Annotated in this window: 16 protein-coding genes; 6 read left to right on the top strand and 10 right to left on the bottom strand. The window is 44.5% G+C overall.

Annotation, left to right across the window (positions count from 1 at the left end; translation table 11 throughout):
* Positions 1–171: 171 nt before the first annotated feature.
* Positions 172–711, bottom strand: a complete 540-nt coding sequence (rppH, locus tag ABTQ23_RS10530) for an RNA pyrophosphohydrolase (RefSeq protein WP_408615672.1) — start codon at positions 709–711, stop codon at positions 172–174.
* Positions 712–1,384: 673 nt separating this feature from the next.
* On the opposite strand from rppH, the gene mutH reads away from it, so the two are divergent.
* Both mutH and ABTQ23_RS10520 read left to right on the top strand, forming a co-directional pair.
* Positions 1,385–2,059, top strand: coding sequence for a DNA mismatch repair endonuclease MutH (mutH, locus tag ABTQ23_RS10525; protein ID WP_408615671.1), 675 nt, complete (start codon positions 1,385–1,387; stop codon positions 2,057–2,059).
* Between the two features lie 238 nt (positions 2,060–2,297).
* Positions 2,298–2,621 carry an isoamylase early set domain-containing protein gene (locus ABTQ23_RS10520; RefSeq protein ID WP_408615670.1) on the top strand — a complete coding sequence of 108 codons (324 nt, stop codon included), beginning with the start codon at positions 2,298–2,300 and terminating at the stop codon, positions 2,619–2,621.
* Between the two features lie 149 nt (positions 2,622–2,770).
* Here ABTQ23_RS10520 and rplS read toward each other — a convergent pair whose 3' ends face one another.
* The 6 genes from rplS to ABTQ23_RS10490 all read right to left on the bottom strand — a co-directional run bounded on the left by rplS (position 2,771) and on the right by ABTQ23_RS10490 (position 7,080).
* On the bottom strand, positions 2,771–3,124 hold the full coding sequence (rplS, locus tag ABTQ23_RS10515) for a 50S ribosomal protein L19 (protein ID WP_408615669.1): 354 nt from the start codon (positions 3,122–3,124) through the stop codon (positions 2,771–2,773).
* A 38-nt stretch (positions 3,125–3,162) separates the two neighbouring features.
* Entirely contained in the window at positions 3,163–3,924 is a 762-nt protein-coding gene (trmD, locus tag ABTQ23_RS10510) for a tRNA (guanosine(37)-N1)-methyltransferase TrmD (RefSeq protein ID WP_408615668.1), read from the bottom strand.
* Between the two features lie 8 nt (positions 3,925–3,932).
* Positions 3,933–4,460 (bottom strand): ribosome maturation factor RimM, encoded by a 528-nt coding sequence (gene rimM / locus ABTQ23_RS10505; protein ID WP_408615667.1) that lies wholly within the window; start codon positions 4,458–4,460, stop codon positions 3,933–3,935.
* 24 nt (positions 4,461–4,484) lie between these two features.
* A complete protein-coding gene (rpsP, locus tag ABTQ23_RS10500; protein WP_408615666.1) occupies positions 4,485–4,736 on the bottom strand; it encodes a 30S ribosomal protein S16 in 252 nt (83 codons plus the stop codon).
* A 129-nt stretch (positions 4,737–4,865) separates the two neighbouring features.
* On the bottom strand, positions 4,866–6,005 hold the full coding sequence (gene tyrA, locus ABTQ23_RS10495) for a bifunctional chorismate mutase/prephenate dehydrogenase (RefSeq protein ID WP_408615665.1): 1,140 nt from the start codon (positions 6,003–6,005) through the stop codon (positions 4,866–4,868).
* Complete coding sequence (locus ABTQ23_RS10490) at positions 5,998–7,080, bottom strand: 3-deoxy-7-phosphoheptulonate synthase (RefSeq protein WP_408615664.1); 1,083 nt, start codon at positions 7,078–7,080, stop codon at positions 5,998–6,000. The genes tyrA and ABTQ23_RS10490 overlap by 8 nt, the downstream gene beginning before the upstream one ends.
* A gap of 287 nt (positions 7,081–7,367) precedes the next feature.
* Between ABTQ23_RS10490 and ABTQ23_RS10485 the strand changes: the two genes are divergently transcribed.
* The 3 genes from ABTQ23_RS10485 to ABTQ23_RS10475 all read left to right on the top strand — a co-directional run bounded on the left by ABTQ23_RS10485 (position 7,368) and on the right by ABTQ23_RS10475 (position 11,281).
* A complete protein-coding gene (locus tag ABTQ23_RS10485) occupies positions 7,368–9,026 on the top strand; it encodes a LytS/YhcK type 5TM receptor domain-containing protein (RefSeq protein ID WP_408615706.1) in 1,659 nt (552 codons plus the stop codon).
* On the top strand, positions 9,004–9,717 hold the full coding sequence (btsR, locus tag ABTQ23_RS10480; protein ID WP_408615663.1) for a two-component system response regulator BtsR: 714 nt from the start codon (positions 9,004–9,006) through the stop codon (positions 9,715–9,717). The genes ABTQ23_RS10485 and btsR overlap by 23 nt, the downstream gene beginning before the upstream one ends.
* A gap of 133 nt (positions 9,718–9,850) precedes the next feature.
* Complete coding sequence (locus tag ABTQ23_RS10475) at positions 9,851–11,281, top strand: carbon starvation CstA family protein (protein ID WP_408615662.1); 1,431 nt, start codon at positions 9,851–9,853, stop codon at positions 11,279–11,281.
* A gap of 57 nt (positions 11,282–11,338) precedes the next feature.
* Here the strand turns inward: ABTQ23_RS10475 and hldE are convergent, their stop codons facing one another.
* Complete coding sequence (hldE, locus tag ABTQ23_RS10470) at positions 11,339–12,775, bottom strand: bifunctional D-glycero-beta-D-manno-heptose-7-phosphate kinase/D-glycero-beta-D-manno-heptose 1-phosphate adenylyltransferase HldE (RefSeq protein ID WP_408615661.1); 1,437 nt, start codon at positions 12,773–12,775, stop codon at positions 11,339–11,341.
* Positions 12,776–12,932: 157 nt separating this feature from the next.
* Between hldE and lpxL the strand changes: the two genes are divergently transcribed.
* A complete protein-coding gene (gene lpxL, locus ABTQ23_RS10465; protein ID WP_408615660.1) occupies positions 12,933–13,871 on the top strand; it encodes an LpxL/LpxP family Kdo(2)-lipid IV(A) lauroyl/palmitoleoyl acyltransferase in 939 nt (312 codons plus the stop codon).
* Here lpxL and glnE read toward each other — a convergent pair.
* Entirely contained in the window at positions 13,868–16,726 is a 2,859-nt protein-coding gene (gene glnE, locus ABTQ23_RS10460; protein WP_408615659.1) for a bifunctional [glutamate--ammonia ligase]-adenylyl-L-tyrosine phosphorylase/[glutamate--ammonia-ligase] adenylyltransferase, read from the bottom strand. The genes lpxL and glnE overlap by 4 nt on opposite strands.
* A 2-nt stretch (positions 16,727–16,728) precedes the next feature.
* Positions 16,729–18,249, bottom strand: coding sequence for a methyl-accepting chemotaxis protein (locus ABTQ23_RS10455; protein WP_408615658.1), 1,521 nt, complete (start codon positions 18,247–18,249; stop codon positions 16,729–16,731).
* Positions 18,250–18,316 lie beyond the last annotated feature (67 nt).

The raw sequence follows: 18,316 nt of genomic DNA, 5'->3' as shown, positions 1-18,316 counted from the left end.
TCTCCTTAAATTGCAGTCAATAAGCCTATCTAAAATATTAAAACACCGAGAAGACCTGTGCAGACAGACTTATGAAAGATTACACGATACGACTAAAACAGCCCTTAAGAGTGGTGAGGAACCACTCTTAAGGCTCGGGGTTTGGATGCACAGCGAGATCATCACATAAATTTATGAAGTTGCAGAGCGAACCTGACGAGGCTTTTTTCGCCGCCGCCTATTAGGGCGTTCTTTCAATCCCCCCATTAACTGTGGCGCAAACTCCTTAAGAGCCTTGCGATAAACATCTCGTTTAAATGATACGACTTGTCTCACGGGGTACCAATAACTGACCCATCGCCAGTCATCAAACTCCGGATGCCCACAGCTATCAAAGCAAATTTTAGACTCTTTACCTTCAAGGCGAATCAAAAACCACTTTTGTTTCTGTCCCAGACATACCGGTTTACTGTCCCAACGAACTAATCGTTTTGGCAATTTGTAACGTAACCAATGCCGGCTTACAGCAAGTATTCGAACATCATCAGATTTAAGTCCAACTTCTTCGAATAACTCCCGAAACATCGCTTGTTCCGGCGTCTCACCGTCGTTCACACCTCCCTGGGGGAACTGCCAAGAGTGCTGGCCAAAGCGTCTGGCCCACAACACCTGCCCTCGTCTGTTACAAATGATGATGCCAACATTAGGACGATAACCATCACCATCAATCACTGAAATACCTTCAGTTATAATTCCAAGCTATAAACTGATTCTTTCACATCTGTGCGATAGCAGCAAACCAATAATGAGTATCCCGAAGAATAAATATCAACAATGCGAGTTATGACAATCCACTGCGGTGAATGAATCTAACAACTATTGGGACTTTTTCCAAAAAAACTGTGGATAAACACTTGGATAACCTATCAGTTACACACAAATAACTATTTAGCTGTGCATAAAACATCCTTTATAACTCTCTAAGAATAACAGCATCTATATGTTTTAAAAGATGTTTTTTTAATTTATTCGGATTTAATTTAAGCCATCCAAAAGCCTCCTTAAAAACCGCTTAAAAAAACACCATATTGGACTTATCCCCTGTTTTTATTTCATCAAATTGGCTATTGATCCATCAATTGCCAATTTTAACGGATTTAGACATAGACAAACATGCTGCTACTGAGGTTATTCAATAAATTTGTGGATAAGTCTGTGAGCTCTCTCTGAGTCATCGGGCATAACCCGTGCATGAGTTAAAATTCTAATTATTAGTTTTCTTTTAGATTATTTAACTTAATGTTTTTATTATATTTTTAAAATATTTTAGGATAAGGAAAAATCCCCAACTCAGATTCAATTAACTGTTGTACAATAATTGTCTGCATTGAATAACTAGGCCATTATGAATAACGCTCCACAATCAATTACCGAGCTACTTGAGCGCGCAAAAGCTATCGCCGGATTATCACTTCAAGAACTAGCTGAGCAGATGCACATTGAACTACCCAAAAATGCCAGAAAAGAGAAAGGATGGACAGGACAGCTATTAGAGTTAGCACTGGGTGCAAGTGCTGGGAGTAAACCTGTGCAAGACTTTCCGAATTTAGGTGTTGAACTTAAATCTTTGCCAATTGATGCATCAGGCCGTCCTTTAGAAAGTACCTATGTCTGTATGACTCAGCTGCTCCATGCGCAAGGAGAAACGTGGCAACAATCGAACGTGAGAAATAAACTTTCACAGGTTTTATGGGTGCCAGTTTTAGCTGAGCGCTCGATTGCAATTGCCAATCGAATGATTGGCCACGCACTGCTGTGGTCACCAGATCAAGAAGAAGAGGCAATACTGCGCCAAGATTGGGAAGAATTAATGGAAGCCGTCGCCTTTGGCCGGGTGGATGAAATCACCGCTCGTCACGGCGTTGCGCTGCAGCTGCGCCCCAAAGCGGCCAATAGTAAAGTAAGAACCCAGGCTTATGGGCGTGATGGTCAGCTCATTGAAACCTTACCCCGCGGATTTTATTTGCGGCGCAGCTTTACCCAAGCATTACTAGAAAAACATTTCGCTAATCTCAGCTAAAACGCGGCTTTCAATACTCGTTATAGATAAAAAGAAAAACACAGACATTTCATTTTTCCCGAAAGCCACATCGCAAAGCTATTGCACTGCGCTATAGAGCAGCGCATTAACCATCGGAAGTTAAACAATTTTACCCATTGTATAAATCTTGGACTATGCTCAAAATAATACTGAGTGTAAAGCGCAAAATTTCTGTTTACCCCAATTCCAATTGTTTTTAGCTGAGGAGCATTAAGCAATGACGTTAAAAAAACAGTACCTGAAATCACGCCCTGAAGTTCGCGTTACTTTCGAGGTCAGCAAACAGGCCGCTCATGATGCCGCAAAAGTCTATTTATTAGGTGAATTTAATGACTGGACACCCATTGAGTTGGAACATATGAAAAATGGCAAATTTAAAACTATCGTGAGCTTACCTACTGATAAAAAGCCAAGTTATGAATTTCGCTATAAACTCTGTTCACCAGATGGCGATGAGATGTTCGAAAATGACTGGGAAGCTGATGCCTATTATCCAAATGCATTTGGCGAAGACAATTCAGTGGTAACCGTAACGCATTAGTCAGAACTGTTTTTAGCGTTGATAGATTGATGCCATTATGACAATGGAGAGTGTTTTGCGGCTTTAAAAAGCAAGTAGCATGATTTACCTCAGGCATAAAAAAACCAGGCACATGGCCTGGTTTTTTCCTATCCGTTTTCCAGAAAAACTTATTTTTTATCCAGTTTTTCTTTAATACGTGCTTTCTTACCTGACAGATTACGCAGGTTGTAGATTTTCGCACGACGGACATCACCACGACGTTTCACAGTAATGCTGTCAATTAACGGGCTGTGAGTCTGGAATACACGTTCAACACCTTCACCGCTTGAAATTTTACGTACGGTGAAAGATGAATGTAAACCACGGTTACGTTTGGCGATTACAACGCCTTCAAAAGCCTGCAGACGTTCACGGTTACCTTCTTTTACTTTAACCTGAACAACTACAGTGTCACCTGCAGAGAATGCAGGAACATCTTGTTTCATTTGCTCTTGTTCGAGCGCTTTAATGATATTACTCATAATTTCTCATCCTAGTATTAACTGAAACTGTCGTGTGTTTACTCGTTATTTTCACGAATATACTCAGCAAGCAATGCCTGCTGTTCGTCAGTCAGAGCTAGAAGTTCTAATAACTCTGGTCGTCTTTGGTATGTCCGTCCCAGTGATTGTTTTAAACGCCAATGCGCAATCGCTTTATGGTTGCCACTGAGTAACACCTCAGGGACTGTCTGCCCATCCAATACTTCCGGACGCGTGTAATGCGGACAATCTAACAACCCTTGTGAAAAAGAATCCTGCTCAGCTGAAGCGCTATCCCCTAAAACTCCGGGAATAAGTCGGCTGATGGAGTCGATCATCGCCATCGCTGGGAGCTCTCCGCCACTTAGGACGTAGTCTCCAATCGACCACTCTTCATCAACTTCAGAGCGAATTAATCGCTCATCGATTCCTTCATATCGGCCACAGAGAAAAATTAATTTTTCACTTTTAGCCAACGTTGCAGCACTAGCCTGATTAAAAGTATTCCCCTGAGGAGAAAGATAAATCACCCGAGCATCAGAGCCAGCTGCTTGTTTTGCTGCACTAATTGCATCTTTAAGCGGCTGAACCATCATCAACATTCCAGGACCACCACCATAGGGGCGATCATCGACAGTTCGATGACGGTCATGGGTGAAATCACGCGGATTAAACCGGTTAATTTCAAGCAATCCGTTACGCACGGCTCGCCCTGTTACCCCATACTCACTAATGGCATCAAACATCTCTGGAAATAAGCTAATTATGCCAATCCAGAGCTTTGGTGATTGCTCACTCATCTCGGACACTAAAAACCAGGGTCCCAATCAACTGTAATGACTTGAGCACTCTGATCGACGCTATCGACCATTTGTGACTCAATAAACGGAATTAACCGCTCTTTCTTGCCAAAAGCATCTTTTAAATTTGCTTTAACCACCAAAACATCGTTGGAGCCTGTTTCCATTAAGTCAGTCACTTTACCCAAGTCATAACCTTGGCGGTTTACAACTTGCATACCGAGCAGGTCTCGCCAATAGAATTCATCTTCAGCAAGCTCAGGTAACTGTTCAGCCTCAACGGCAATATCTAACCCAGTAAGAGTTTGCGATTGCTCACGCACATCAAACCCGGCTAATTTAACAATCAACGAATGATTATGGCGTCGCCACTCAACTACTTCGACATTTTTAAGCTGGCTATCTTTACCAACCATCCATGACGAGTAATCAAAAATTGCTTCGGCCTGTTCGGTAAAAGAGTTCACTTTCAACCAGCCTTTAATGCCATATACAGCACCTAAGCGCCCTACGATGACTGTTTCTGGATGACTCATCTCAATTACCTTTTTAACTAACGATTAAGCCGCAGCTTGTGCGTCTTTAATCAGTTTTTCAACGCGAACCGAAACAGTCGCACCCTGGGCAATCCAGTGTTTAATGCGATCTAAATCGATACGCAGGTTTTCTTCTGACTCGTTTTTAGCGATTGGGTTATAAAAACCAACGTTTTCGATAAAACGGCTGTTACGAGCGTAACGGCTGTCAGCGACAACAACCTGATAAAATGGCCGCTTTTTAGCGCCACCGCGTTGTAAACGAATGGTAACCATATCGTTCCTCACTTGTTTGTAAATTTTGCTCCACATGGAGCACCCGCTAATTGAAGCCGCGAAATTTTACTCTTTTTTGGATAAAATGCAAGCCAAAGCAGATCCTTTGGCTTGTTTTTAGAAAGGAGCCTAACGGCTTTGGTGATGGCGCTGATCGTGCGCCTGGGCCAGCAAATTACGGCTTTCAATTAAAAATTGTTGCGCGTAATCGCCAAACCACTGTTTGACCTTCTCAAACTCGGTTATAAATGCCTGAGTATCATGGCTTTCAATCAACTCCAGCAACTGCCCAAACCGCTGATGATAGCGGCGAATCATTTCTAGATTCTCTTTTTGCGCCATAATGATATCAGCGTAAAGTTCTGGGTTTTGCGCAAACAAACGCCCGACCATCGCCAATTCAAGACGATAAATAGGTGAACTTAAATCCACCAGCATATCTAAATCTGGCGCTTCATTGGCCAAATGAACGCCATAAGCAAATGATGTAAAGTGGCGCAAAGCCTGAATCAATGACATTGCCTGATCATGGGCTGGTGCCAGCGCTGGGTACAAATGAGCCCCCCAAATACGAATTTGCTCAATCAGCCAATCATAACGTTCACGTTCTCGGCCTTCACTAAAGACCACGACCTGTTTAGCAAAGCTTGTGACATCCGGACCAAACATTGGATGCAGGCCAACTACAGGGCCTTTATGCGAGCGCAACATCGCTTTAAGCGGAGCCGCTTTAACACTGGTTAAATCGGCCAAAATGCAGTCATCGCCAAGCGTCGTTAACTGAGATATCACAGTTTCAGTGCTATGAATCGGCACCGAAACCACGACTAAGGATGCACCAGCTAAAATGGCATCTGCATTATCCCAGTCATCTTTTTCTAAAATTCGAACATCGTAACCAGAGGCTTTAAACATTCGAACAAATAAGCTGCCGAGTTGACCTGCGCCACCGATCACGACAATCGGACCGGCATTAGGGTTGACTTGCTTAAAGCCACTGTCATTTTCACTGCTATAAGACTCGCGCATCACTCGGCGCAAAACGTCTTCAATCAGCTGTTCAGGAACCCCTTGTGATAAAGCTTCAGCACGGCGTTTGGCGATCATTGAGGCTTCACGCTCAGGGACATAAATCGGCAAACCATGCTGGCTTTTAATCTCCCCGACTTGCTTGACTAGGCTTAAACGCTGAGCAAACAAATCGATCAATTGTTTATCAACACTGTCGATTTGAACGCGCAACTCGCCTAATGGGTCGTTATCACTCATGGCCTGACTCCCAACGTATGGGTAAAACAGTTTTTAGCGAATGAGCCATCTCATCGATGACTTGCTCAGTCGATTGCCAATCAATACATGCATCTGTTACTGAGACGCCATAAGCAAGCTCTTCAATCGGCATATCGCTAGACTGATTGCCTTCGTGAATATTACTTTCTAGCATCAGACCAATAATGGAGTGGTTACCATCAATAATCTGATTGACCACATTTTTCGCAACCCGCGGCTGCAAACGGTGATCCTTATTCGAGTTACCATGGCTGCAATCGACGATCATGCAAGGTTCTAGACCTGCATCGCGCATTGCATCTTCAGCCAACGAGACATTCACTGAATCGTAGTTTGGCTGTTTACCACCGCGCAAAATCACATGCCCATCAGGGTTTCCGTGAGTCTGCAACAGGCTGACTTGGCCTTGCTGATTAATGCCCATAAAACGATGTGAAGCTGCAGCAGAGCGCATCGCATTAATAGCCGTTTGCAAGCTCCCATCTGTGCCGTTTTTAAATCCAACGGGCATCGACAGGCCACTAGCTAACTCGCGGTGAGTCTGTGATTCAGTTGTACGAGCACCGATAGCAGACCAGCTAAATAGCTCACTTAAATATTGTGGACTAATCGGATCAAGCGCTTCTGTTGCTGCAGGCAATCCTAACTCGGCAATCCAAGTTAAAAGTTCGCGCGCACGATGTAATCCGGTTTCAATATCAAAGCTATTATCCATATGAGGATCGTTGATAAATCCTTTCCAACCGACAGTTGTCCGGGGTTTTTCAAAATACACCCGCATCACGATAAACAGTTCATCCCGGTATCGTTCATGAAGTGCTTTTAGACGCCGCGCATAATCTTTAGCTGCATCCAAATCATGAATGGAACACGGACCGCAGATCACCAGAAAACGGGGATCGCGTTTATGACAGATATCCGCAATAGTTTTGCGTGAGTTAAGTACAAACTGCTCAGCTTCTTTTGACAGTGGCAATTTTGCACGTAATTCAGCCGGGGTGATCATCACCTGTTCCGAACGGATATGTTTATCGTTGATCAAATCGGTTTGCATCTGACCTATTAACTCCTCGGTATGGCCTTCATAGCCTGATTATCTATTTTGGGTAAAATTGTTGGGAAAGCTCACCATACCAGCGCGCAGCGCTTTTGCAAGCGCCAATATTCATCGCCATCGCTGTTATGGCTCTGTTGTTTTTTTGAGCTTTCGCACAATTCTTGCAATCCTCTGTGTGAATGTCCACTTAAAGGTTAATAATTGCCCAGAGCAACCGTTTTTAAAGGGATATTTGCGTGAATTTCGTGCCTCACGGACTTTTGATTATCTCACTTATTCAGCAGATGAGTTTATTTCTGGTCATCGCTTATCTGCTCAGTAAAACGCCTCTGTTTATTCCAATTGTGCAACTGTCCGAAAGACTCCCGCATCGAATCTGTATTTATCTGTTATTTTCGGCATTTTGTATTTTAGGCACTTATTTTGGCAAACCGGTCGATGATGCAATTGCCAATACACGCGCCATTGGAGCTGTATTAGGTGGTTTATTCGGTGGGCCAGTAGTTGGGTTCCTAGTGGGATTAACCGGCGGATTGCATCGCTATCAGTTAGGTGGGTTTACTGATTTTGCCTGTGCTATCTCAACTTGTGCTGAAGGGCTTATGGCCGGTTGTGTCCATGCCATATACCGCCATCGTAAAAGCTTAAATGATAGGCCTTACTCACCCCTGTTAGTTTTTGTCGTGACCCTTGGGGCAGAAGCGATGCAGATGTTATTACTGTTACTGCTTGCCAAACCCTATCCACAAGCGCTTGAGCTGGTGAAAACAATTTCTTTGCCGATGCTTATCACAAACCCCATTGGGGCTGCTTTATTTATGGCGATGATCAGTGATAGAAAATCGCTCTATGAAAAGTTCAGTTCCAATTACTCACAGCGCGCATTGCGTTTAGCGCAGCGAATTGTCGGTGTTCTGCCCGATTTAAATACCGCCAGCGCCAAACAGATGGCGGAAATATTGCGCCAAGAAACCGGCGTCTCAGCGGTAGCTATTACTAATCGCCATCAGGTGTTAGCGTTCACAGGCCTTGGCCATGATCATCACCTGCCGGGAACACCAATAACATCCGAGCTGACCTATCAGGCAATTGCCAACAATCAGGTAATGTTTGCTGATGGCCAGCAAATTCACTATCACTGCCAGTGCTCAAGATGTTGCCCGCTTGGGTCGGTACTGGTTATTCCGCTGCGCTGCGCTGGGGAAGTCATCGGCACGGTTAAATTATACGAATCGAAGCGCAAAATGTTTTTAAACATAAATCGCACGCTAGGCGAAGGAATAGCTCATATCATTGAAGAGCAGCTTGTCAGTTCTCGCCTCATCCAGCAGCAGAATTTACTGACCCAAGCCGAGCTTAAACTTGTCCGAGCGCAAATCCATCCACACTTTTTATTTAATGCATTGAACACAATAACCGCGGTGATTCGTAAAGACTCTCGCCAAGCGCGCCAACTCATTCATGATTTAGCATTATTTTTACGCACCAGTCTTAAACAACAGCCAGAGCTCACCACCTTAGCCGATGAGCTAAAACTTACGCGCGCTTATCTCAATATTGAGCAGCTTCGCTACGGCGACAGACTCACTATAAAGTGGGATATTCCGGCCCGCTTTATGGCTTGTCCTGTGCCTAGTTTTACTGTGCAACCGTTGGTTGAAAATGCCCTCAAGCACGGATTAAGCCAAAAACTTAAAGACGCTCAGTTAACCATCTATATTCAACAAAGCCAGACAGAACAAGAGTTGTTGGTGATTGAAGATAATGCGGGGCTCTTTCCCAAAGAGCCCAATCAAGGACTAGGACTAAATATTGTGACCACTCGATTACAGAACTTTTTAGGTCAACAAGCCAAGCTAAATATCGATTGCTGCCAAGGCTGTTATACCCGAGTCGGCGTCCCGCTATCAGGAGAAAACCATGCTCAACGCTATATTAGTTGATGATGAACCATTAGCCCGAGAAGAGCTCCGTGCGATGCTCAATGAAGATGGTCGCGTGAAAGTCGTCGGTGAATTTGATAACGCAATAGACTGTCTTAGCCAATACCGAAATTATCAACCCGACGTGTTATTTGTTGATATTCATATGCCCAAGATTGATGGCCTTGAGTTGTTATCGATTATGCACAGCGAACCTAATATACAAATTGTGTTGGTTACCGCTTATGAAGATTACGCACTCAAAGCCTTTGAAGCAGCCGCATTTGATTACTTGTTAAAACCAGTTGAAGAGCAGCGACTGGCAAAAACCATTGAGCGATTGGAGAATCTCGCAACGTTAAAACAAAACGCTCACCAGAGCCCACTTAACTTATTGCCCTGTCTCTGTCAGCAGCGCCAGCAATGGATCCGCTGTGAAAATATCGAATATGCATTTTCTGATTTAAGTGGTGTCCATGTTTTTGATGGCCAACAGTTGCTACATACTCAGCTGACATTAAAAACGCTAGAATCGCAATTGGGGTTGATGCGTTGCCATCGCCAATATTTAATTGACCCTCAATCTATCCATCATTTTATCCTCACTGAAAATGGCAATGGGGAACTTGTCACCTACAGTGGTGCTAAAATTCCTGTCAGCCGCCGCTATATGCGCACACTCAAAGCATTTTTAGCCATTAACGTAGAATAAAAAAAACCGTTAACGATGTAATTTTGACCACTAGAGTTCGCTTATCGACCACTGAGTTAATTGTCTGTGGCAGAACATTCAAAGCAGAACTTTAATCATTCTAGGGAGAACTGAATGAAAAAGGGAGAAGCAGATGCTTTGGTTTATTTTTTGTGTAGCGTTATTACTAGCCGGATATTTTATTTACGGCAAAATTGTCGATACGATTTTTGGCCCACAGCCTGATCGTAAAACACCAGCAACCGAGATGGCCGACGGAGTCGATTACGTCGCCATGTCAGATAAAAAAATCTATCTTGTACAACTACTTAATATTGCCGGTCTCGGGCCTATTTTTGGGCCTATTTTGGGGGCACTGTATGGTCCATCAGCGATGTTATGGATTGTGCTGGGAAGTATTTTTGGCGGGGCAGTCCATGACTATTTCTCCGGAATGCTTTCAATTCGCTCCAAAGGAGCATCCGTGCCAACGGTCGTTGGTAACGAGCTTGGCCAATTTGCGAAGCACTTTATGAACCTGTTTGCAGTCGTTTTACTGCTTTTGGTCGGGGTCGTATTTGTTCTTGGGCCTGCTGAATTGCTTGCCAAAATGATGGATATACAGGTTGGCTGGTGGGTTGGCGCCATATTCCTTTACTACATCCTCGCAACCATTGTCCCGATTGACAAGATCATTGGCCGATTTTACCCCATCTTTGGAGCTTTGCTCATTTTCATGTCAGTTGGCTTAATGGTAGGGTTGGTTGCAAGTGGTCACCATTTCTATAACCAAGGGCTGCATCTGTTAACTAACATGCATCCGAAAGATTTGCCGCTCTGGCCGCTGTTATTTATCACCATTGCCTGTGGCGCTGTATCTGGTTTTCATGCAACCCAATCGCCGCTGATGGCGCGTTGCATGCAAAGTGAACGCTCTGGCCGCTTCGTCTTCTATGGCGCCATGATTGGTGAGGGAATTATAGCCCTTATATGGTGTACTTTAGGATTATCATTCTATCAAGACACCACCGCGTTAAATGCAACAATTGCCAGTGGTGGTCCGGCAGCTGTCGTTCATGAAGTATCAATTGCCCTTCTCGGTGGAGTTGGCGGCATTTTAGCCATTTTAGGGGTCGTTATATTACCGATTACATCTGGCGATACAGCATTTCGTAGTGCTCGATTGATTGTTGCTGATTTTCTAAAACTCAGCCAAAAATCACTAATGCACCGTTTGTGGATAGCCATCCCGATGTTTGTGGTAGGTTATCTGATTACACTGGCTGAGTTTGGTGTCATCTGGCGCTACTTTGGCTGGGCCAATCAAACCACCGCGATGATTATGTTGTGGGCTGGTGCCGCTTACTTAGCGAAAGAAGGGAAATTCCATTGGATTTGTACTTTGCCGGCAGCCTTTATGACGGCGGTAACATTCACTTATATTGCCCATGCTACCATCGGCTTTAACCTGCCGATGAGCATTGCCACCCCTTTGGGAATTGCCATTACAGTGGTCGCACTGATTGCCTTCTGGATTAAATTCAAAGGCCCATATACGCAAGCTCGATTAGAACATCATCATTAATAATGGCTTGACCTGAGAATGACTCATTCTCAGGTCTTACCGGCAATTAGGGATTTGTTACTCACGATTGCCGGTTTTTTTTATCGCCTCAATAATTTTGCTGGTCGAACAGCCATCTTCGAAATTTAACACCTGCACGTTACCGCCATTGGCTAACACTTCTTTGTGCCCGGCAATCTGCTCAACTTGGTAATCGCCACCTTTGACCAACAAATCAGGTAAAATATCGCCAATCAATTGTTGTGGGGTGTCATCACTAAAACTTACGACCCAATCCACAGCGGCTAATCCAGCCAGAACGGCCATACGACGCTCAAGTGGATTAATCGGCCGCTCGCTGCCTTTTAAGCGGCGTACTGACGCATCATCATTGACGGCCACAATCAAGCGATCGCCTAAGCTTTTGGCTTTGCTTAAATATGAGACATGTCCGGCATGCAAAATATCAAAGCAACCGTTAGTCATCACCACTTTTTCGCCGCGACTGTGAGCAATCTGCACCGCTTCGTGAAGCTGTGATTTGCTCACAACGCCGTAACCGCTGTCATCGCCGCCGTAAATAAATTTCGCCAACTCTTGAGCTGAAACCGTTGATGTTCCCATTTTACCTACGACGATACTAGCCGCAGCGTTAGCTAAAGCACAGCTTTGTGAGAGCGTTTGTCCTGCGGCAAGGCTTGCACCGAGCGTTGCAATGACGGTATCACCGGCACCAGTTACATCAAACACTTCTTTAGCTTGAGCTGGCAAATTAAGCGGCGCTTTACCAGGCTCTAACAGTGTCATACCGTGCTCGCTGCGGGTCACCAATAGAGCTTTAAGCGCTAATTTTTCAATGAGGGCAAAACCTTTTTCAGCGATTTGCTGCTCAGATTCACAAACACCGACCACCGCTTCAAATTCTGAAAAGTTTGGGGTTAATAATGTCGCACCGTGATAACGACTAAAATCAGTGCCTTTAGGATCAACTAATACTGGGATATTTTGCTCTTTGGCCGCTGCTAGCAAGGCTTTAACTTGCGCAAGAGCGCCTTTATTGTAATCCGATAGGATAACCACCTGATGGCCACTTAGATGCGATTTAAATTTAGCAATCAGCTCCGAGGCATCCACTGAATGAAAATTTTCTTCAAAATCAAGCCGAATTAATTGCTGATGACGACTCATCACCCGCAGTTTGGTAATCGTCGGATAATTATCAAATTTGGCAAAATCACACCGAACGCCAACCGCTGAGAGCAGCTTATCGAGTGAATCAGCTGCTTCATCATTACCCGTCATTCCTAATAGAGTTGATTTTGCCCCCAGTGCCACTGCGTTTAAAGCAACGTTTGCCGCACCGCCTGGACGCTCTTCGTTTCGCTTAACATTGACTACCGGGACGGGAGCTTCAGGAGAAATCCGCCCTGTGCCTCCATGCCAGTACCTATCCAACATGACATCCCCAACCACTAACACATTTGCTGGAGCATATTCAGGAAGATCTACTTGCATTGCCAATCCTATCGTTTAAAAACGCTTGTTCTGCTATTAATGCCCCAAAGTCTACCATAGAGACTTTTAAAAGCAGCGAATTTTCAACTACAATAAGCGCCCTTAAACGAAATCTGTATTCAGATTAACAATCTTTTTAGGTTTAAACGGTATTTTAATGGCAATCACCACTCCTCCACGTCTCAAATGGCAAGCCTTTCTGCCAAAAAATTGGGGCGCTTGGCTGATCATTGGGTTTCTCTATTTTTTATCAATTTTACCTTCTCGCATCTCTTGGGCGATAGGCAAAGCGATTGGTCGATTCGCCAAACGGATTCTTAAATCACGTCGCCATATTGCTCGGCGCAATCTTGAAATATGCTTTCCCCAGGCCAGCAAAGAGCAAGTGGAAAAATGGGTTGATGAAACCTTTGAGCATTTTGGACTGGCAATTGTTGATACTGCAACCGCTTGGTTTTGGTCGCAGCACCGATTTGTCAAACACATGCAAGTTGAAGGTGGCGATTACTTAGAAAAACTGCGCACTGAAGAGCCTAAAGGTGGCATTTTGATTATCAGTATGCATTTTTACACGCTAGAATGGCATGCTCGAATGTATGGCACTTTGGACCCTGGGGTCGGCGTCTATCGGCCAAACAGTAGCCCTGTTTATGAACATTTTCAGCACCGGGCTCGCATTCGCTGTAACCACTATCTGGTGGATCGCCATGATGTTCGTGGCATGGTGAAGGCGCTGCGCAAAGGCGAAGCTCTCTGGTATGCTCCCGATCACGATTACGGGAAAAAAGCATCTATCTTTGTCCCCTTATTTGCCCAGCCCCATGCTGCAACGGTTACCGGAACATCCACTTTGGCAAGAGTAAAAGGCGTGCGGCCAATCATTAGTTATGCAAGGCGCAACAAAGGCAAACCAGGTTATACATTGGTCATTAAACCATTTGAACATGATGGGGAATTTCCAAGTGGCGATGAAGCCGCTGATGCCACAGCAGTAAACCAGCAGATTGAAAAAGCCATATTGCAGCAGATCCCTGAATACATGTGGATCCACCGCCGCTTTAAATCACGTCCTGAAGGCGAAGCCTATCCATATTAGGCTAATTTATCGAACAAGGTGTGAAAGAGTTGCTGCACAGCTTGCATGGATGCTAAAGCATCCTCATCAAGCAACGACTTAGCAACTAAAGTGCTTTGCCCATTCAACACACGGTGATGGCCGGTGCGGCGCAAATGAATATAACTTTGACGCAGTAATTGGCATTGTTGTGCGCTGATAAGTTTGGCATCTTTTGCTGCATCAAAAATACGAATATTATCAGGCCAACGGAGCAGTTCTGGCGCCTCTTTAGCATAGGCAAGCACTAGTAATTGAGCGATAAATTCAATATCAACCATTGCCCCAAACGCATGTTTAAGGTCAATGTGTTGCTCATCGGAGCGATCAAGATGCTCGCGCATTTTCTCTCGCATCTGTTTTATCTGCAAAGCCAGCTCGGGTAAATTTCTATGCCGAGATAAAATCTCTTCGCGAAGCGCGATAAAATCAGAGCAAAGGGCATTATCACCTTCCAATATACGACTGCGCACCAGCGCTTGATGTTCCCAAGTCCAAGCTTGTGTGCGCTGATATTCGGCAAACGCCGACCACGAACTCACTAACAGTCCCGCATTACCCGAGGGGCGCAACCGCATATCGACTTCATATAAAATTCCAGAGCGAGTACGCGTTTGAAACAGATGCATAATGCGCTGTGCTAAACGCAGATAGAACTGCTTACTATCGATAACTTTAGGGCCGAAAGTAGGCGCATAGGTTTCGCAGCTATGGATAAACACCAAATCGAGATCTGAGCTGTAACTAAGCTCAATACCTCCTAATTTTCCATATCCGATGACTGCAAAACCACGTTGAATGTTATCGCTCACGCCTGCGGGATAACCATATCGCTCAACCATTTGTTGCCATGCTAAATTGACCACCTTCGCAACCAGAGCCTGAGCTAAAGCTGTTAGGTGATCGCTCACTTTCATCAGTGGCAACATATCAGCAAGATCAGCGGCTGCAATGCGCAGCATTTGAATTTGCTTAAATTGGCGAAGCGCATCAATTTGCAGCTCAAGATCATCGGCTGCAATTCGCAGCATAAACAAATCAAGCTCTTGAGTATAAGAATCTTCGCCGCAGACTCGATACAACAGTTGTGGGTCGAGCAATTCATCTAATAACAATGGGTAGCGACTCAATTGCTCGGCTACCATTGCACTAGCATCACATAATTTTAAAAGCTGATTGAGCGCCCCAGGATTTTCTAACAATAGCTGCAGATAAGTGCTTCGCGACAGAATCTGCGCCAACAGATGTAAGACGCGCTGACAAACTCGCTGCGGATGCTCAAAAGCCAGTAACATCGGAATCAGCCGAGGCATAAGTTGATCGAGTGTTGATTGGCCTTTTTCACCAACTAGCCGTTGACTTGCCAAGGCGCGAAATGCAACGAGTGCTTGAGCTATTTCAGGTTCTAACTCTTCGGTCAATATTGGACTATGCGGGTCTAAACAAGCTTGCCAGAGAATTTCATAGCGATTATCAACAGGGGTTAACTCACACAATGAATGACCAAACAGATTATCAAAACAACCACTAACATCCGCTAAAACCGACTGAATAGCCTGAAACGCCGCGGACCAATTAGGCTCTCCCATAACCCAAGCCAAACGCGTTTGATTAAGTTCATCTTGGGGTAATTGCTGAGTTTGCTGGTCATCAAACTCCTGCAGATAATTTTCAATCCGTCGTAAAAAGAGATAACTCTCTTTTAAAATTTGGTAATGATCACCACTTATAATATTTTCACTTTGCAACAGCTCAAGCGATTTAAGTAAGCTGGTTTGCTGCAAGAGGGGTAATCGTCCTCCCCAGATAAGCTGTTGGGCCTGAACGATAAATTCAATCTCGCGAATGCCACCCCGCCCCAACTTAATATCAACCCAGCGTTGCTTGCGGCGCACTTCCGAGAGGATTAAAGCTTTCATTCGGCGCAAAGCATCCACCACACTAAAATCAATATAGCGGCGAAAAACAAAGGGGCGTAACAGCTGTTTTAGTTCATTATTTGCCGTTGTATCGTTGATACAGCGCGCTTTAACCATGGCGTAGCGCTCCCAATCTCGGCCATGATTCTGGTAATAATCTTCAAGAGCGGCATAACTTACTGCTAACGGTCCAGCCTCTCCAAACGGGCGAAGCCGCATATCAACGCGAAAGACAAAACCTCCCAACTGGGGATGGGATAAGAAATTAATGAGCTGCTGCCCTAGACGGATAAAATACTGCTGATTGGCTAACTCGCGGCGCCCACCAGTGGTATTGCCCTGTTCGCGATAACAAAAAATAAGATCAATATCTGAGGAAAAGTTGAGTTCACCCCCACCGAGTTTTCCCATCGCCAATACGTGGAGTTTCTGTATCTGGCCATGTTCATCGACAGGCGTTCCATATAATGGCTGATTATGACGAACCAACCATTTGAGAGTCACATTAATTGCTAAGCGGGCAAATTCTGACAGATAACGAACACTTTGAGTAATTTCAATCTGCCCTGAGAGTTCAAGCCAAGCGATACGCAACATAAATTGCGCTCGATATTCTCGCAGCCAACGTTGAGCTGACTTTTCATCTAAAGGTTCAAACGAGCGCCAACAGTGCTGCTCATCTATCCAACTTGCTAGCTCATCAACCGTTGCCGCTAATGCAACATGCCACAGCGGATTTTGCATCAAACGTGAATAAATAAAATCGCTAACCGCGAGTGCCCCAACTAAAGTTTCTTTATCAACAACGAGTAACCCATCATGTTTTTCGATGAACTGCTCATATCGCTGCTGACCAAGTTTTTGAAGCTCTGGCCAATTCGCCATTTGCTTAAGCCACGAATGATAACACTGCGACATAATTATCCTGTTTGACTCTCAAGGCGGAACTCGCAGGCCATTTGCCCTAAAGCCTGACCATGATTCGCTAGGATTTGCGAAGTTTCCGACAACTCATCAATGACGGTGACACTTGCTTGAATAAGTTCTTTAACTTGAATTAAGTTCTCATCCATTTCTCGAGTCACTTCGCGCTGCTGCTCTGAGGCGGTTGCAATAAGGGTATTCATCTGCGTAATCTGCGACACTTGTTGCACAATCTGATTAAGCTCTTCTCCGGCATTACCCACTTGAGAGACACTTTGCTTAGCGTATTGAACGCTCTCATCCATCATTTTCCCTGCCAAAGCAGCACTTTCACGCAGTTGATCGATCATCGAGTGAATTTCAACCGTTGCTCTTTGAGTACTTTTTGCCAAATTACGTACTTCATCGGCAACGACAGCAAAACCGCGGCCATGTTCACCAGCTCGAGCCGCTTCAATTGCAGCATTCAAAGCCAACAAATTCGTCTGCTCGGATATGCTATTAATGGTTTCGACAACTGAACCAATTTCACTAACGCGTTGTTCAACGGTTTGCACTGATTCGTTAGAGAGAGAAATATTATCAGCTAGCTGATTGATAGTGCGAATACTTTCGGTGACATCATGGTTGCCTTGGCTGGCTAAATCATTGGCCTGCTGAGCCGCAATTGCAGCTTGCTCGGCGTTATTAGCTACATCATTTACCGTTGCGGCTACTTCGCTCATGGCTGTGGCTAATTGATCAATCTGAGCAAATTCCTCTTGGGTGGCCTCTTTGGTTTCATCCATACAAACGGTCATCTGCTCGGCGACTGTTTGGAGCTCTTGAGTCATTTTTTTCTGGCTAATTAAGACCTTTTCAAGATCAAGACGCGTCTCATTAGCAGCCTTTTCAATACGACCAAATTCATCATTGGAGTACATCATTTGCGGTTGGCTAAAGTCTTTATTCGCCATCAGACGCAATTGTTTACGCAATTGCTCAACCTGCTTAATTAAAACTCTAGCAGCGGCAACCATAAACACAATGAAAAATACGCCGATAATCAGGGTGACAATAAGGCTACGCTGGAAAAAACGCTCAGCTACACTAACCGTACGATGTTGATGCTGAGTGAGCACTAACAGACGCCCATCATTGAGCTTGAGCGCATAATGAAATACGTCATTAGAGCGAACGATATGCGAAGGAGCAGGAATAGACGAAAGCGGCGCGCCTAAAATCACACGCTGGTTACTATCGACTAAAGAGAGTTGATAATGAACATTTGAATCAATCAACGTCTTCAGATAATTCGAGTTATTTAGCTGCTGATTGACCAAATTGGCTAATTTGCTCGCATCCTGACTCATGCTCTGAGCCTGAGTTGTCAGTGCATCCTGCTTGACCAGATAACTATCTAAACACAATTTTCCAACTAACACGACAAGACTTGCGAGGATCAACAGATAGATTTTATGCTTTAAACTGATCCTAGTTAATAATCGTTCCCATCGTGACAACATTGCAGATTTCATCTAAGGGTCCTTTGCATTAATTAAAACAAAACAGCAGTTGTAAATTATTCGTTACAGTTTATCGGAA

The organism is Celerinatantimonas sediminis, from assembly GCF_046054195.1.
Lineage (GTDB): Bacteria > Pseudomonadota > Gammaproteobacteria > Enterobacterales > Celerinatantimonadaceae > Celerinatantimonas.
The sequence above is the reverse complement of the archived record's forward strand: the minus strand, read 5'-3'. Positions and strand labels throughout refer to the sequence as shown.

Coding starts and splice junctions, on each gene's coding strand:
- mutH (WP_408615671.1), top strand. CDS start 1,385: ATGAATAACGCTCCACAATCAATTACCGAGCTACTTGAGCGCGCAAAA.
- ABTQ23_RS10520 (WP_408615670.1), top strand. CDS start 2,298: ATGACGTTAAAAAAACAGTACCTGAAATCACGCCCTGAAGTTCGCGTT.
- rplS (WP_408615669.1), bottom strand. CDS start 3,124: ATGAGTAATATCATTAAAGCGCTCGAACAAGAGCAAATGAAACAAGAT.
- trmD (WP_408615668.1), bottom strand. CDS start 3,924: ATGAGTGAGCAATCACCAAAGCTCTGGATTGGCATAATTAGCTTATTT.
- rimM (WP_408615667.1), bottom strand. CDS start 4,460: ATGAGTCATCCAGAAACAGTCATCGTAGGGCGCTTAGGTGCTGTATAT.
- rpsP (WP_408615666.1), bottom strand. CDS start 4,736: ATGGTTACCATTCGTTTACAACGCGGTGGCGCTAAAAAGCGGCCATTT.
- tyrA (WP_408615665.1), bottom strand. CDS start 6,005: ATGAGTGATAACGACCCATTAGGCGAGTTGCGCGTTCAAATCGACAGT.
- ABTQ23_RS10490 (WP_408615664.1), bottom strand. CDS start 7,080: ATGCAAACCGATTTGATCAACGATAAACATATCCGTTCGGAACAGGTG.
- ABTQ23_RS10485 (WP_408615706.1), top strand. CDS start 7,368: ATGAGTTTATTTCTGGTCATCGCTTATCTGCTCAGTAAAACGCCTCTG.
- btsR (WP_408615663.1), top strand. CDS start 9,004: ATGCTCAACGCTATATTAGTTGATGATGAACCATTAGCCCGAGAAGAG.
- ABTQ23_RS10475 (WP_408615662.1), top strand. CDS start 9,851: ATGCTTTGGTTTATTTTTTGTGTAGCGTTATTACTAGCCGGATATTTT.
- hldE (WP_408615661.1), bottom strand. CDS start 12,775: ATGCAAGTAGATCTTCCTGAATATGCTCCAGCAAATGTGTTAGTGGTT.
- lpxL (WP_408615660.1), top strand. CDS start 12,933: ATGGCAATCACCACTCCTCCACGTCTCAAATGGCAAGCCTTTCTGCCA.
- glnE (WP_408615659.1), bottom strand. CDS start 16,726: ATGTCGCAGTGTTATCATTCGTGGCTTAAGCAAATGGCGAATTGGCCA.
- ABTQ23_RS10455 (WP_408615658.1), bottom strand. CDS start 18,249: ATGAAATCTGCAATGTTGTCACGATGGGAACGATTATTAACTAGGATC.